Genomic DNA, 14,200 nt, shown 5'->3' with positions numbered 1-14,200 from the left:
TGCGCCTCAGTTCCAGCCGGCCTTGTCATAGATCTCCTGCGCTTCGGACTGGTGCGTGCCCAGTTCGTCCAGCGGGAAGTCGCTCTTCTTAAAGTCCGGCAGGGCCTCCAGCCCGTCCGGCAGGGGCGCGCCTTCGATCATGGGATATTCCTTGGTTTCGCCGGTCAGCCAGGTCTGGCCGTCGACACTGGCGAGCCATTCGATGAACTGGATCGCGTTCTCGCGGTGCGGCGCGTTGGCGGCGACACCAGCGCCCGTGACGTTCACATGCGTGCCGGTCGTATCCTGCTCCGGGAAGCTCAGCTTCACCTTGGCGGCCGCGGCCTGCTGGCTCGGGGCGCCGGTGGTCATGCGGACGTAGTAGTAATGATTGGTCAGCGCGACCGAGCATTCGCCTGCGGCAATGGATTCGATCTGGGTGATGTCCCCGCCCTGCGGCGGCCGGGCGAAGTTCGCGACAACACCATCGGCCCAGGCCTGCGCCGCATCATGCCCCATACGGCCGATCAGCTCGCCCATGAGAGACAGATTGTAGATATTGGTTGAGGACCGCATGCAGACTTCCCCCTTGAACCGGGGATCTGCGAGGTCGCTGTAATGGGCCACCTCATCCGGTGTCACACGCGCCGGATCGTACGCGATTACGCGCACCCGGCGGGCCAGGCCAAACCAGTAACCATCTTTCTGGCGGAAGTGTTCCGGGATCTTGTCGTCCAGCAATGTGTCCTGAACGGGCTGCAGAAGACCGGCTGCTTCGAAACGGTACAGCGTGCCAGCATCGGACGAAATCACCACATCCGCCGGGCTCGCATCGCCCTCGGCTTTCATTGTTTCCAGCAGTTCCGGCGCGCCCGACTCGCGGAAGCGGACCTTGATGCCGGTCTCGGCCTCGAACGCCTTGTACATCGCCTTGTCGGAATCATAGTGGCGGGCAGAGTAAACATTGAGCACACCCGCGTTTTGCGGCTTGTCCCCTGATTCAGTTACAGATTTGCCTGAATCCGAGGCAGGCGTGCCTGGGTTCCCGCATGAGGCGAGGAGGACGGTGGCGGCGGTGAGCCATAGGCGAATTCCGGTCATATCAGAGCCTGTTTTCTGCTTTTCAGGCCATCAAACATAGTTGAGAATAATTCGCAACAAAGCGTTGTCGCGACCTTTTGCCCGTTTTTTGCACATGCGAATGGAAATTCTCCCGGATTGGGGGAATGAACTTCAAAATTCCGACGGTTTCCGATTTACTAAATCGAAACCCAGGGAACATGGGGGTTGGTGGTTATGACAACCGACATTGTGGTGGATCTTGGCTTGAAGTCGGCGGAAGAAATCGCCCTTCTTGCAACTGTGGCAGACGCATTCGTGCAGCAGTTCCTGGGACGGAACCGCTTTGGCAGCGACGCACCGGACATGATGGTCCGTACGGCCTTCACGCCGGACGGCGAAGTCTCCAAAGCGGTGATCTTCCAGGACCGGAAATGGGCCGACGCCTTCCTCAATTTCTGGGAAGTCCAGAAAAACCAGGTCGACGCCGCCTGATCCGGGCCTGAAACTAGACCATTTGCCGCCGCGTCAAAGCGGATAGTTCACCTTCGCGCGCAAACCTCCTAAATGAAGGGCCATGAGCCCGCCCCTGCCTCCACCGATTTCGAGTTTCACACCGAAAGTCGCCATCCTTGGCGCGGGCATTATCGGCCTTGCGACCGCCTTCGAACTGGCCGTCAAACGCGGCGTGCCGGTGACGATTTACGATCCCGCTCCAATGGGCCGCGGCGCCAGCTGGGCCGCTGCCGGCATGCTGGCCCCGGCCTACGAGGCCGCCGCTGAAGAGGGCGTGCACCCGCACCTGTTCGACCTGTGCCTGGAGGCCGCCGAACTCTGGCCGGACTTCTCCATCGACCTGGCCCACGCCGCCGACACCGATTCCGGCTATAGCGGCCGGCCGTCGCTGGCACTCGCCTTCGACAAGGCAGAGACCGCCGCCATGCACAAGCTGGCCCGTGCCCTCGATACGCGCGGCATTGCGCATGAGGAGCTGCCACCCGCCACGGCGCACCTGCTGGAACCCTCCATTGCGAAAGACCTGATCGCGGCCCTGCAGATGCCGACCGACGGTCAGGTGGACAACCGCGCCGTCGTCCGTGCTCTGATCATGGCCCTGCAACGCAGCCCGCTGGCGACGCTTCGCAGTGAAGCCGCGCCCCTGCGCAGCGAAGGGGGCCGCCTCACGCTGGAGGGTCATGACCTGATCCTCGCCGCTGGCGGCTGGAACACTGCCGCGATCAAGGTGGAAGAAAACGGCCAGCCGCTTAGCCTCGTGAACTGGGATCCGGCCCTCGACCAGATTGATTGCTATGGCGGGCAGATGCTGTCGGTCGCCCATGGCTACGGGTCGCCGGAAACGACGCTGCGATGCGGCGCGATCTACATCGCCCCCAAGGCCGACCGCGTGATCATTGGCGCAACGGTGGAACCAGGCGTTGCCACCGAAACGCCCGAGCCGGACGCCATCGCGGCCCTGCACGCCCGCGCCGCCCGTCTCTGCCCTGTGCTGAATGATCTGCCGGTGATCGAGACCTGGGCCGGGATCCGCCCCGGCACGCCGGATCGCGCCCCGATGATCGGCGCAACTGCCGCGCAGGGCCTGTTCGTTGCAGCTGGCCATTACCGGAACGGCATCCTGCTGGCGCCGATCACGGCACGGATCATCGCAGACCTGATGCTGTGCAAGCCGCTGAAGGAACTGCATGAGAGTTTCGCGCCCGGCCGTCTCTGCACGGCCGCCTGAAACTTTCCTCAACCCCTTGCAATCGGCTCGCCCGGCCTCTAAATCGGCCTTTCGGCGAACCTCGCCAGAAAGCTTCAGGAGGTCTGAAATGAACAACGCACCGCACTTCGCCCTGCGTTCTTCCTTCATTTCACGGCCTTTCCATGACCTGCTTTCTCACGCTCGACGCCCTCTCCCTTTCCACGCCTGACGGCACGCCGCTTTTCCGTGACCTGACGCTCTCGCTCGGCCGGGAGCGCGTGGGCCTTGTCGGCCGCAACGGCTCCGGCAAGTCCACGCTGCTGCGCGCCATCATGGGAGACGTGCCCCCTTCGGGCGGACACATTCATTCCGGCGGCACAGTCGGCATGCTTCAGCAGGTCCTGGACGAAACGCAGGACCTTGCCGGCGCGCTCGGCGTCACCGGCGCCCTTGCCTGCCTCGCCCGGCTGGAAGCGGGTGAAGGCAACGTCGAGGACGCGGCCGCAGCAGACTGGACGCTGCCATCACGCATCGAACAGGCACTCACCGAGACGGGGTTGCGCCAGATCCCGCTCGACACCCCCGTCGCCATACTGAGTGGTGGCGAACGCATGCGCGCCGCCCTTGCCCGGCAGATCATTGAAGCGCCGGATCTGCTGTTGCTGGACGAACCGACAAATAATCTGGACACAGAAGGCCGAGAGGCGATCTCGACCCTCCTGCGCACCTGGCCGGGCGGGCTGCTGATTGCCAGCCATGACCGGGACCTGCTGGAACAGGTCGACCGGATCGTGGAGCTTTCCCCTGTCGGCATCACCATCTTCTCCGGCGGCTGGCACGAATATGCGGCAGCACGGGAGGCCGCCCGCGAAGCCGCCGAAGCGGATCTGGCCCGCGCGAGCGATGCGCTGAAACGCACACGGAAGAGCGCCCAGCAGGCAAAGGAAAAGCAGGACCGGCGAGACAAGGCGGGCCGCGCCGCAAGAGCGAAAGGCGACGCCCCGAAAATGCTGCTCGACAAGCGCCAGGAACGCGCCGAGGCGACCCGCGGCAAAGGCAGCACCCTCGCCGCGCGGCAGATGTCAGAAAGCGAGGCGCACGTCGCCGAGGCCCGCGAGCGGATCGAAATCCTCGCCCCCCTCACGATGGACCTGCCGCTGTGCGGCTTGCCGTCCGGACGGCGCCTGATCGAGTTCCGCGGCGTCGAAATGAAGTTCGGGGACCGGCACCTGTTCGGCCCGCTGGACTTCATGCTGACAGGGCCGGAACGGGTCGCCATTGCCGGGCCGAATGGCTCCGGCAAATCCACCCTGCTCCGTCTCGTCACGGGCGACCTGCAACCCACTTCTGGGACGGCCGCCCGCCTGACTGAAAACTTCGCCCTGCTGGATCAGCATGTCAGCCTGCTGGCGGCGGACGAGACCATTCTCGAGAACATGCACCGGCTGAACCCCGGCCTCGGCGCCAATGCCGCGCATGCCGCCCTCGCCCGGTTCGGCTTCCGCAATGACGATGCGCTTCAGGTGGCCGGCACGCTGAGCGGTGGGGAGAAACTGCGCGCGGGCCTCGCCTGCGTCTTCGCCCGGCCCGAGCCGCCAGACCTGCTGATCCTCGACGAGCCGACCAATCACCTTGACCTCCGCGCCATCGAAGCCCTCGAAACCGGCCTCAACGCCTGGGACGGCGCCATCCTGCTCGTCAGCCACGACCCGGCCTTCCTGAACGCCATCGGCGTCACGCGGACGCTGGCGCTTTGACAATGTGCCGCACGGAATTTGATGGAATGGAAACCTCTGCAACACTAGATTGCAGAAAGACCGATGGAGCCGATCCCGATGCCCGCCGCCGTCCAGCAAGACACGCCGGAAGACCTCATCGTCTTTGACGGCACCTGCGTCTTCTGTTCCGGCTTCGCACAATTCATGACGCGGCATGACACGGCCCGCCGCTTCCGCTTCGTGACGGCGCATTCGCCCACCGGGCAAAATCTCTACCGGCAATACAATCTCGATCCGGTCGAAATGGAGACCAATATCGTCATCGTCGATGGCAAGGCCCACACGCACATGCACGCCTTCGCCGCCGCGGTGCGCACGCTCGCCTGGCCATGGAAGGCCGCCGCCGTGCTGGGTCTCTTGCCGGACGCCATCTCGAAGCCGGTCTACCTGTTCATCGCTCGCAACCGCTACCGTTTCGGCCGCCGGGCTTGTCCGATGCCTTCGCCCGAACTGAAGGCGCGCCTGATTGAGTAAAACCATCCTCATCATCGGCGGATACGGCGTCTTTGGCGGCAAGCTCGCAGACGCCCTCTCCGACGATCCGGCTTTCGATGTCATCGTCGCCGGGCGCAGCCTGTCCAGCGCCGAACGCTTCTGCGAAGGCAAGCCCTGCCGTCCCCTGTTGCTCGACACCGCCGCACCGGACCTTGCCGCCACCCTCGCCGGCGCGCGTCCGTTTATTGTTGTCGACGCCTCCGGCCCCTTCCAGGCACGCAGCGACGCCCCCTACCGCGTTGCCGAAGCCGCCCTCGCCTGCGGCGCGCACTATCTGGACCTCTCCGATGACGGAGCATTCACCAGCGGCATCAGCGTCCTCAATGCGACCGCCACCGCAAAAGGCCTCACCGTCCTCTCCGGCGTCTCCAGCGTGCCGGCGCTGTCCTCGGCGGCCGTCGCTTCGCTCGCCGAAGACCTCACAGAGATCGACCACATCGAAAGCGTCATCCTGCCGGGCAACCGGGCGCCACGCGGCCTCTCTGTCGTACGGGCCATTGTCGGCCAGGCCGGCCAGCCGCTGCCGCTCTGGCGGGCCGGGCGCCTCGTCTCCGCCACCGGCTGGGGCGAACGCCGCACGATCACGCTGGATGCCCCCGGCGCGCGCCCCGTCCGCAACCGCTGGGCCAGCCTGATCGGCGCACCGGACCTCACCCTTTTTCCGGACCATTTCCATGCCCGCTCGGTCACCTTCCGCGCCGGGCTGGACCTGAAGCTGATGCATGGCGGCCTCGCTTTCCTGTCGCTGCCGGTTCGGTGGGGGCTCATCCGAAGCCTGTCGCCCCTCGCCCCCGCGCTCAAATGGATGGCCGACCGGCTGGAGCCCTTCGGCTCGTCCACCGGCGGCATGCGCGTGTCGGTCTCCGGCGTCACGATGGACGGACGACCTGAACAACGCGACTGGACGCTGATCGTGCGCGGCGGCGACGGCCCGTCCATTCCGGCAATCCCCGCCGAAATCCTCTGCCGCCGCCTTGCCGCCGGAACCGTGCCGCCCGGCGCCCGGCCCTGCCTTGGTGAATTCACGCTGGCGGAGGCCGAAGCCGCCCTCGCCCGCCTGCGCACCGCCACCGCCCGCACCCGGCAGGAGACGCCTTTCATCTTCGAAAATATCCTCGGCGAGGCCTGGTCTGCCCTGCCGTCAGAGATACGGGAACTGCACGCCATCACCCATGCCCGCCGCTGGACGGGCCGTGCCCGCATCGAACGCGGCACCGGCCTCATCTCGCGCCTCGCCGGGGCATTTGCCGGCTTCCCGCCCGCGGGGGAAAACGTGCCCGTCTCCGTCGAGATGACCCGCCGCGGCACCAAGGAAACCTGGGTGCGCACTTTCGGCGCCCGCCGCTTCCGCTCTTTCCTTTCCCCCGCCGGGCCGCCCGGCAGTGGCCGGATACAGGAACGCTTCGGCCTGATGCGCTTCCGCATCGGCCTGCAGGTGCGAGAAGGCCGCCTCGAATACCCCGTCCTTTCGGGCAGTTTCCTCGGCATCCCCTGGCCCGCATTCCTGCTGCCGCGCAGTACAACGGCAGAATTCGTCGATCCCGAAGGCCGCGCCTGTTTCAGCGTCAGGATAGACCTGCCATTTGGCGGCCATGTGGTCAGCTATTCCGGATGGCTCCTCCCGGACGATGCCCACCCCCGGCTGAGTGACGCAGGGCCACATCTGGACGCTTCCGGCCGCGAGGCTTAAGTCTCCCTGCCACAAGAGGAGACCACCGGATGTACCAGATTGCGCCGATGACCGAGGACCAGGAAGCCATCAAGGCCGCCGTCGAGAAGACGCTGGAGCCGTTCGACGACGAATACTGGGGTAAAGTGGACGAGACCGGCAACTGGCCGGAAGAGTTCTGCGATGCCATGGCGGCCGGCGGCTGGCTGGGCATTGCCTTTCCGGAGGAATATGGCGGCGCGGGCCTCGGCCTGACCGAAGCGGCGCTGATGATGCAGACGGTGACGCGCACCGGCGCAGGCTTTTCCGGCGCCTCCGCCATTCACCTCAACATCTTCGGGCCGAAGCCGCTGGAGAAGTTCGGCAATCCGGAACTGAAGCAGGAGAACCTGCCCAAAATCATCTCCGGCGAGGAGAAGATGTGCTTTGCGGTGACCGAGCCGAATTCCGGCCTCGACACGTCCAGCCTGGAAACCAAGGCCGAGCGCACGAACAATGGCTATGTCATCAATGGCCGCAAGATCTGGACGACCGGCGCCCAGCGCGCCGACAAGATCCTGATCATCGCGCGCACCACGCCGAAGGATCAGTGTTCCAAGCCGCACCTCGGCCTGTCGCTGTTCTATACCGATCTCAACCGTGACCGGATCGAAGCCAATCCGATCCCGAAAATGGGCCGCAAGGCGGTGGAGTGCAACACGCTCTTCATCGACAATCTGGAAGTGCCGAAGGAACACCTGATCGGCGAGGAAGGCGCGGGCTTCAAATACCTGCTGCAGGGCCTGAACCCGGAACGTGTGCTGTTCGCGGTGGAAAGCGTTGGCCTCGGCTTTGCCGCGCTGGAACGCGCTGCCCGCTACGCCAATGAGCGCGTCGTGTTCGGCCGGCCGATCGGCCAGAACCAGGGCATCCAGCATCCGCTGGCCAGGTCATGGGCGGAACTCTCCGCCGCTGAGCTGCTCGCCTACAAGGCGGCCGGGCTGTACGACAAGGGCGAGGAGTGCGGCGCCGAAGCCAACGCCTCGAAATACCTTGGCACCGAAGCCGGCTTCACCGCCTGCGAGACTGCCGTGCTGACCCATGGCGGCATGGGCTATGCGAAAGAGTACCATGTCGAGCGCATGATGCGCGAAGCCATGCTCGCCCGCATCGCCCCGGTCAGCCGCGAAATGATCCTCAACTTCATCGCCGAACGCGTCCTGGGCCTGCCGAAGAGCTACTAGTTCATCTGGAACCGCCGCCGGATCGCGAGACCTGACAGGAAGGCCAGGATAATCGCGGTCAGCGACTGAAAGCTCGCCAGCAGGCGCAGGCCAAACGGCACCCATGTGCCATAGTGAATTGCACCTCCGGTGCAATTTTCACGACCCGCTGTTTCCAGCATTTGTCCAATGCGGGAACACGCCTCCGGATCCGCCCACGGACCAAATGGCAACACCCGGCCTGCCGAAAATGAGAGCGCGTTTTCGAGCTCGCTCACCGTAGGCGTGTGATGCGGAAAGGATGCCATCGCGGCATAAATCGCGGCGAACAGCAGAACACCGCAAATTAGCCAGACAATCGGCAACACGACTGAGTTTCCATACCTGGATGCCCCACCATAGATGTGAGACAGAACCCGTTCCCAGATCGGGATGCCCTCTTTCTCCTGCCAGAAGGCCAGCATTTGAAGCGGCGTATATTTCGGGCGGCCACGCCTGCGCCGGGCGATCAGTTCCAGCCGGTGGAAACGGCCCTCTTCCACCCTGTCCCGCCTGTCTTCATTGAACAGCTTCAGGGTACGATAGCAGTCTTCCAGAGCGCGAAAGTACTCGTTCCGATCTTCGACCGAACCTTCCGCAAAAGCCTGCGCCTCACTCCGCCGCCACGCCTGAAATTCCTCAAGGCCACCTTCATAAAGCGCTGACCATTTTGAGGCGTCTCGCACATACTGCTCTTTATTCGATTCAAGCGCATCTTCCTTGGGCGGCTGCGGCTTTTCCGGAACAGCCCGCTTCAAAGTCTCCAGTCCTTCCATCAGCGCACCGGGGACTGGCAGACAAGACTCCTGAGCCTTCCCCTGCTCCAGAGCTAACTCAACACGGGCTTTCCCAAAGTTGATGCCACGGTGCAGCGAACTGTCATGGAGTTTGAACAGATGGAAAAAGTGAGCATCATCGAAATCGGATTCAACACCCTCAGGCCCACTCAGAAAGTTCCGATTGGAAAAGTTGGCGGGCCCCAGAAACATGGCTCCATTGGCGACGAAACGCTGAATGGAACGCCGCTCGCTCATCAGGCTGCGCCCCTCCCCGCCGAAATCGGCATCACCTAAAAAGACAGCACAGTTGAAATGAGCTTCTCCCGAGAAGGCAGCGCTGGCGAAACAAGCGTCTTCTGAGAAGGCAGCGTTGTCGAACCAAGCATCTCCCGAGAAGGTGGCGATCTCGAAGATGGCACCTCTCGAAAAGGCGGCGCTCTCGAAGATGGCGTATCCCGAGAAGACGGCGCTATCGAAGTTGGTGTTTCCCGAGAACGCGGCGCTCTCGAAGATCGCATCTCCCGAGAAGGCGGCGCTGGCGAAGACGGCGTCTCCCGAGAACGTGACGCTCTCGAAGCTGGCGTATCCAGAGAAGGCCGCGCTGTTGAAGCGGGCGTGTCCCGAGAAGGTGGCGCTATCGAAGTTGGCGTTTCCCGAGAAGGCGGCACTGTCGAATTCAGCAACTCCCGAGAAGGCGGCGCTGTTGAAGCTGGCGTCTCCCGAGAAGGCAGCGCTGAAGAAGCGGGCCTTTCCCGAGAAGGCGGCGCTGCTGAACACGGCGTCTCCCGAGAAGGCGGCGCCGTAGAAGCCGGCGTCTCCCGAGAAGGAGGCGCTGTCGAAGCGAGCGTTTCCCGAGAAGGCGGCGCTGCTGAACCCGGCGTCTCCCGAGAAGGCGGCGCCGTAGAAAATGGCGTCTCCCGAGAAGACGGCGCTCTCGAATTCAGCAACTCCCGAGAAGGTGGCGCTGTAGAAGCTGGCGTCTACCGAGAAGGCGGCGCTGTCGAAGCGAGCGTCTCCCGAGAAGACGGCGCTGTCGAAGCGAGTGTCTCCCGAGAAGACGGCGCTGTAGAAGCTGACGTCTCCCGAGAAGGCGGCGCTGTAGAAGCTGACGTCTCCCGAGAAGGCGGCGCTGTTGAACCAAGCGTCTCCCAAGAAGGCGGCATCTATTGCATGCAGGGAGAGGGGAATCCTGTCATCCTCGTCCCGGGATTGGGCGGACAGGTCTTCAAGGTCGAAATGCGGCAGGACGACTCCGCGCCACTGCATCCGGTGGTCCGGCCCTTCAAGCTCGCCCCAATCCAGATATTTGGTTTCCATGATCGGCCGGGCCAGTTCGGAACGAAGCACATCATACACCTCCTCCAGGAAGGCTTTGTCGTCGTTCCCCTTCAGCGTCTCGCTGCCATCTTCGAATGTCAGGGGCAGGTGGATGCGGGTGAACTGTTTGCCCGTTTTGGGACACGTATGCCCCTCACGCTTGATATCCTCCTCGAGGCCTGCGCGCCGCCAATAATCCTGCAGCGTAGCCTGATCGCCGTCCACACCAACTTTGCCCGGCACCGGAACGCCATCCTCCGGCACGACCCAGCCATCCCAGTCCTTCTTCGCCAGACCGTCCCAGGAATAATCCTCGTCCCACCAGCGGTCCCACCATTTCTGGGATATTGCCATCTGTGCGCCCCGTGCTGCCCCGACAGCGTCAGGTAAGCGCGCGGCGATGGCGTGTAAACCTGCCGGTCTACAGATCGTCGGTTTTGGTCATGTGCTGGAAGAATTCTTCCTTGCTGTTGGTGCGGGGATAATCGCCGTCCGGCACGGGCATGCCGAGGAAGGCGCAGAGCGGGTCCCAGCCATCCTTGGCCGAATGCACCAGCAGGCGGTCTGCCGGGATGGCGGCCTTCACGGCGGCTTCGTGCGCGTTGAAGACTTCGATCAGTTCTTCCTTCGTCTTTGCGCCATCGAAGCTGCGTTCCAGCACCTTGCTGACCATGGTGAACCATTCGACGGCCTGCGGCGGCCAGTTCTCCGGCGCCCAGACCGCGGCGAGGATCGTCTCGGAAATGCTGCCGTACCAGCTCTCGGCAGAGCGGGACGACAGGATGATTTTCGCGTCGGGGTAATAGTCCGCCAGGTCCTTCCAGAAAGCAGCAGACGGCCAGTCCACCGCCGAATTGTAGCCGTCATAGATGGCGTCGAAGTCCGGCTTGCCGGCCAGCGCGTCGTTCCACAGCGGCACCTGTTTCTCGCCATTCCCGATCACTTCGATCATGTGATGGCAGGGCCCGAGGCCCAGTTGTTCCAGCGCGAGTTTGAGGGACATCGTCCCCGTCCGGCCGAAGCCGGCACTGATAACCTTGAGTGTCATCCTGTCCTCCCTGAGCCCCCGGTTTTCCGGGTGTTGCCTATTGCGCTAGCACAAATGGCTGCAGCACGACACAAGATCCTTAGTGGCGCGGGATCCGGTCACGGATCAGATCGAAGCCTGCCTTCACATTGGCGAAGCGTTCCATGATGGCAGGTTCGAACTCGGTGTCCGTGAAGATGTAGGGCCAGTTGCCTTCAATCCCTTCGCGCACAAGTTCGCCCACATAGAGCGGGTCGATGCCGTGCGCGATGGCCTGGCGCGCCATTTCGGCGAATTCGGAATCGGACATGTCGGCGTCCTCCCCCGTCGTGTCGCGTGCACCGGCGAAGCGATCCGGTACATTGCGGGCAGACTCCATGATCTTTGTCCGGATGAATCCCGGGCACAGGACCGACACGCCGATACCGCGCGGCTCCAGCTCTGCCCGCAGGCCTTCGCTGAGCGCCACAACGCCGAACTTGGTGACATTGTAGGGCGGGTTGGTGGCCGGCAGCATGCCGGCGATCGAGGCCGTCGACACGATCTGTCCGCCCTCGCCATGTGCTTCGATCAGCGGGCCGAAGATCTCGATCCCCCACACCACCGACATCAGGTTCACCCCGATGGTCCAGTTCCAGCCTGCATCGGTCCACTCGCCATAGCGGCCGCCGCCGCCGACACCCGCATTGTTGACCAGGATGTCCACCCGGCCGAACCGCTCCATCGTGGCATCGGCCGCCGCCTGCAGCTGTTCCTTCAGCGAGACGTCGGCGATGACACCGTCGACATCGGCATTGGTCTGCTTCAGTCCACTGATCGCATCGTCCAGCGCATCTTTTTCGATGTCGCACATCATCACCTTCACGCCGGCCTGCGCCAACGCGGTGGAGATGCCGAGTCCGATGCCCGAAGCGGCCCCGGTTACAAAGGCAACCTTGCCTGCCAGATCTTTCATGATGTCCTCCCGGTATATTTTATACCGGAAATCATGCGCCGACCCTGCCGAAGCGGCAAGAGGAGACGCAAGGGAAGCCGGAGTCCGCGGGCGGGCCGGCGGGCTGGCTCAGGCGACGTCGCGCGCCGGCCCTTCCAGCAACTCCCGGTATGACGGGAATTTCTTCTCACCGGTCAGGTAGGCGTGCAGTTCCAGCGCGTCCAGCGGCGCGGCATAGAGATAGCCCTGAACCAGCCGGCACCCGGCGCTGCGCGCCGTTTCCAGCTGCTCGCGTGTTTCGATGCCTTCGATGATGCACTCGATGGCGAGAGACCGGCACAGGTGCTGGATCGTCGCGACAAGTCCGAGGCCGCGCGCCGTGGTGTTGATCGCGGCGCCGAAGCTGCGGTCAATCTTCACAATGTCGAATTCCAGTTCCTGAAGGTAACGCAGCGAGGAATAGCCCGTGCCGAAATCGTCGAGCGCGATCTTCAGGCCCATGAAGCGGAACTTCATCAGATTGTAGCGCGCTTCTTCCATGTCGTTCAGCAGCGACGATTCCGTCACTTCCAGAACCAGCCGCTCGCGCACGCTTTCCGGTTCGGCCAGGATCATCGCCACCAGAGAGTCGCTGGTCTCGCGGCTGATAATGTCCTGGGCCGACAGGTTCACCGACATGGATGGCAGTTCAGGCCATCTGCGCAGCTGCTCCAGCGCCTTGCGAACCACGACACGGGTCAGCTGCTGGGTCATGCCCATCTTCTCGGCAATGGCCACGAATTCGAGCGGCGGCACAGAGCCAAGTTGCGGGCTGTCCCAACGGGCGAGCGCCTCGCACCGGTTCACGGCGCCATCGGTGGAGTTCACGATCGGCTGGAAGACAAGCCGCAACTCTTTTTCGAGATCGGCTTTCTTGAGTGCCTGGTGCACCACCGCTTCGCGCAACTGGCTTTCCGCATGACTCGCGGAGAATTCGATTGCCTGCCCCACCTTGTGTTCCTTGGCCCGGAACAGGGCGAAGTCGGCCTGTTCCAAGAGGTCGTGAGCAGACTTTACAGCGAACGCCCGCGAGGAATAGCCAACGGATGCTGACACGCGGCTCGTATCCCTGTTCGGCAACTGCACCGGTTCGTTCATCGCATTGACGATCTGCTGGGCGATGCGTTTGGCTTCTTTCTGGCTCACCGTCCTGGGCAGGATATAGGCAAATTCATCGCCGCCGAGACGGGAAACACTTGCCTTGTCGCCCAAGACACGTTTCAGGCGGCGGGCCGTTTCAACAAGCACCGTATCGCCTGCCGTATGTCCGAACACGTCATTGATTGGTTTGAACCCGTCCAGATCGATCAGGCCGATCACCGGCAGTTTTTCATCCGTCTTCGGATCATAGGACGCCTCCACATCCTGGAAGAATTGCCGCCGGTTCGGAAGGCCGGTCAGCATGTCGGTCAACGCCATCGACTCGTTCGTGTCCGCCAGTTCCGATGAGCGCCGGTTTTCTGCGTTCAGCCGGTTGAGCAGCACAACGGACTGCGCAAGACGCATTTTGTATGTCCGCGACGCAAGGAAGAAAACGAGATAAGTGACCCCGAGCTGCATGGTTGCGTAGAAATAAAACCGCTCGTTCCAGTCGAAGAACAGCAGGCAGAATACGCCCAGAGTCATGAACAGGCACACGCCGACAAGCCGCGGCCGTGAAATGGCACAAATGGTCGAGGACGCGCCGGTAAAGGCCGTAAAGAAGGACAGGTAGAGCCGCTCCTCGCCGGAGGCATAAGGCAGCAATGTCCAGACCCAGACACCCAGGAAAAGGAACAGGACCGACGTGAGCACTTCAACCTGCTTCAGCTTGGTGCGTGCCTCTTCCGGATGCATCAGCCGACTGTCGCCGAATTTCCAGAAGGCCAGACGAATGGTGCTGAGGGCCACGAAGATACCCGGAACACCGACCGTCAGGAGGGTTGGAGCGTTGCCAATAAACGTCGCCCCCAGGGCGATGGCCGCAACCGTCAGCATCAGGTAGAGCGCTGGAATATTCTGCGAGATCGCCCGCAGCTGCTCCATCGTCACGGCCTCTTCCGGCGTGCGCGCGTTTTGCAGCATCCTCCGATACGTATTGATATTCGTCCTTTTGAGCATGCTCTCCGCCAGGTTTAGTCTCTCCTGACTAAACCGCATTCCCTAATCTTCAGTGGATTCCGGGCGCGAATTTGCGGG

General features: G+C 63.1%; 11 protein-coding genes. 6 read left to right on the top strand and 5 right to left on the bottom strand.

The features are described from left to right. Positions 1 to 6 precede the first annotated feature (6 nt). Positions 7 to 951 (bottom strand): extracellular solute-binding protein, encoded by a 945-nt coding sequence (locus HAD_RS08820; RefSeq protein WP_241765331.1) that lies wholly within the window; start codon positions 949 to 951, stop codon positions 7 to 9. 324 nt (positions 952 to 1,275) lie between these two features. Here HAD_RS08820 and HAD_RS08815 point away from each other — a divergent pair, with 324 nt between their 5' ends. From HAD_RS08815 to HAD_RS08790, 6 genes are all read left to right on the top strand, one after another. Further along, positions 1,276 to 1,533, top strand: coding sequence for a hypothetical protein (locus HAD_RS08815; protein WP_035570567.1), 258 nt, complete (start codon positions 1,276 to 1,278; stop codon positions 1,531 to 1,533). 82 nt (positions 1,534 to 1,615) lie between these two features. Further along, positions 1,616 to 2,782, top strand: a complete 1,167-nt coding sequence (locus HAD_RS08810) for an NAD(P)/FAD-dependent oxidoreductase (protein WP_051596057.1) — start codon at positions 1,616 to 1,618, stop codon at positions 2,780 to 2,782. Positions 2,783 to 2,925: 143 nt separating this feature from the next. Next, positions 2,926 to 4,500, top strand: a complete 1,575-nt coding sequence (locus HAD_RS08805; protein WP_035570565.1) for an ABC-F family ATP-binding cassette domain-containing protein — start codon at positions 2,926 to 2,928, stop codon at positions 4,498 to 4,500. A 78-nt stretch (positions 4,501 to 4,578) separates the two neighbouring features. Then, entirely contained in the window at positions 4,579 to 4,995 is a 417-nt protein-coding gene (locus HAD_RS08800; RefSeq protein WP_035571949.1) for a thiol-disulfide oxidoreductase DCC family protein, read from the top strand. After that, positions 4,988 to 6,706 (top strand): saccharopine dehydrogenase family protein, encoded by a 1,719-nt coding sequence (locus HAD_RS08795; RefSeq protein ID WP_084331846.1) that lies wholly within the window; start codon positions 4,988 to 4,990, stop codon positions 6,704 to 6,706. The genes HAD_RS08800 and HAD_RS08795 overlap by 8 nt, the downstream gene beginning before the upstream one ends. A gap of 29 nt (positions 6,707 to 6,735) precedes the next feature. After that, on the top strand, positions 6,736 to 7,908 hold the full coding sequence (locus HAD_RS08790; protein WP_084331845.1) for an acyl-CoA dehydrogenase family protein: 1,173 nt from the start codon (positions 6,736 to 6,738) through the stop codon (positions 7,906 to 7,908). Here the strand turns inward: HAD_RS08790 and HAD_RS17950 are convergent. The 4 genes from HAD_RS17950 to HAD_RS08770 all read right to left on the bottom strand — a co-directional run bounded on the left by HAD_RS17950 (position 7,905) and on the right by HAD_RS08770 (position 14,122). Further along, positions 7,905 to 10,376 (bottom strand): pentapeptide repeat-containing protein, encoded by a 2,472-nt coding sequence (locus HAD_RS17950; protein ID WP_051596056.1) that lies wholly within the window; start codon positions 10,374 to 10,376, stop codon positions 7,905 to 7,907. The two genes, HAD_RS08790 and HAD_RS17950, sit on opposite strands and share 4 nt — an antisense overlap. A 67-nt stretch (positions 10,377 to 10,443) precedes the next feature. Beyond that, positions 10,444 to 11,070: a sulfotransferase family protein gene (locus HAD_RS08780; protein WP_035570563.1), complete on the bottom strand. Its 627-nt coding sequence runs from the start codon at positions 11,068 to 11,070 to the stop codon at positions 10,444 to 10,446. A 79-nt stretch (positions 11,071 to 11,149) separates the two neighbouring features. After that, complete coding sequence (locus tag HAD_RS08775) at positions 11,150 to 12,004, bottom strand: SDR family NAD(P)-dependent oxidoreductase (protein WP_035570561.1); 855 nt, start codon at positions 12,002 to 12,004, stop codon at positions 11,150 to 11,152. A 108-nt stretch (positions 12,005 to 12,112) separates the two neighbouring features. Then, complete coding sequence (locus tag HAD_RS08770; RefSeq protein WP_162177484.1) at positions 12,113 to 14,122, bottom strand: putative bifunctional diguanylate cyclase/phosphodiesterase; 2,010 nt, start codon at positions 14,120 to 14,122, stop codon at positions 12,113 to 12,115. Positions 14,123 to 14,200 lie beyond the last annotated feature (78 nt).

It is taken from the genome of Hyphomonas adhaerens MHS-3 (assembly GCF_000685235.1).
In the GTDB taxonomy this organism is placed as follows: Bacteria; Pseudomonadota; Alphaproteobacteria; order Caulobacterales; family Hyphomonadaceae; genus Hyphomonas; species Hyphomonas adhaerens.
The sequence above is the reverse complement of the archived record's forward strand: the minus strand, read 5'-3'. Positions and strand labels throughout refer to the sequence as shown.

What these genes read in the sequence shown, in the direction of transcription:
- HAD_RS08810 (WP_051596057.1), top strand. Translation starts at nt 1,616, where the DNA reads ATGAGCCCGCCCCTGCCTCCACCGATTTCGAGTTTCACACCGAAAGTC.
- HAD_RS08790 (WP_084331845.1), top strand. Translation starts at nt 6,736, where the DNA reads ATGTACCAGATTGCGCCGATGACCGAGGACCAGGAAGCCATCAAGGCC.
- HAD_RS08800 (WP_035571949.1), top strand. Translation starts at nt 4,579, where the DNA reads ATGCCCGCCGCCGTCCAGCAAGACACGCCGGAAGACCTCATCGTCTTT.
- HAD_RS08805 (WP_035570565.1), top strand. Translation starts at nt 2,926, where the DNA reads ATGACCTGCTTTCTCACGCTCGACGCCCTCTCCCTTTCCACGCCTGAC.
- HAD_RS17950 (WP_051596056.1), bottom strand. Translation starts at nt 10,376, where the DNA reads ATGGCAATATCCCAGAAATGGTGGGACCGCTGGTGGGACGAGGATTAT.
- HAD_RS08815 (WP_035570567.1), top strand. Translation starts at nt 1,276, where the DNA reads ATGACAACCGACATTGTGGTGGATCTTGGCTTGAAGTCGGCGGAAGAA.
- HAD_RS08775 (WP_035570561.1), bottom strand. Translation starts at nt 12,004, where the DNA reads ATGAAAGATCTGGCAGGCAAGGTTGCCTTTGTAACCGGGGCCGCTTCG.
- HAD_RS08780 (WP_035570563.1), bottom strand. Translation starts at nt 11,070, where the DNA reads ATGACACTCAAGGTTATCAGTGCCGGCTTCGGCCGGACGGGGACGATG.
- HAD_RS08770 (WP_162177484.1), bottom strand. Translation starts at nt 14,122, where the DNA reads ATGCTCAAAAGGACGAATATCAATACGTATCGGAGGATGCTGCAAAAC.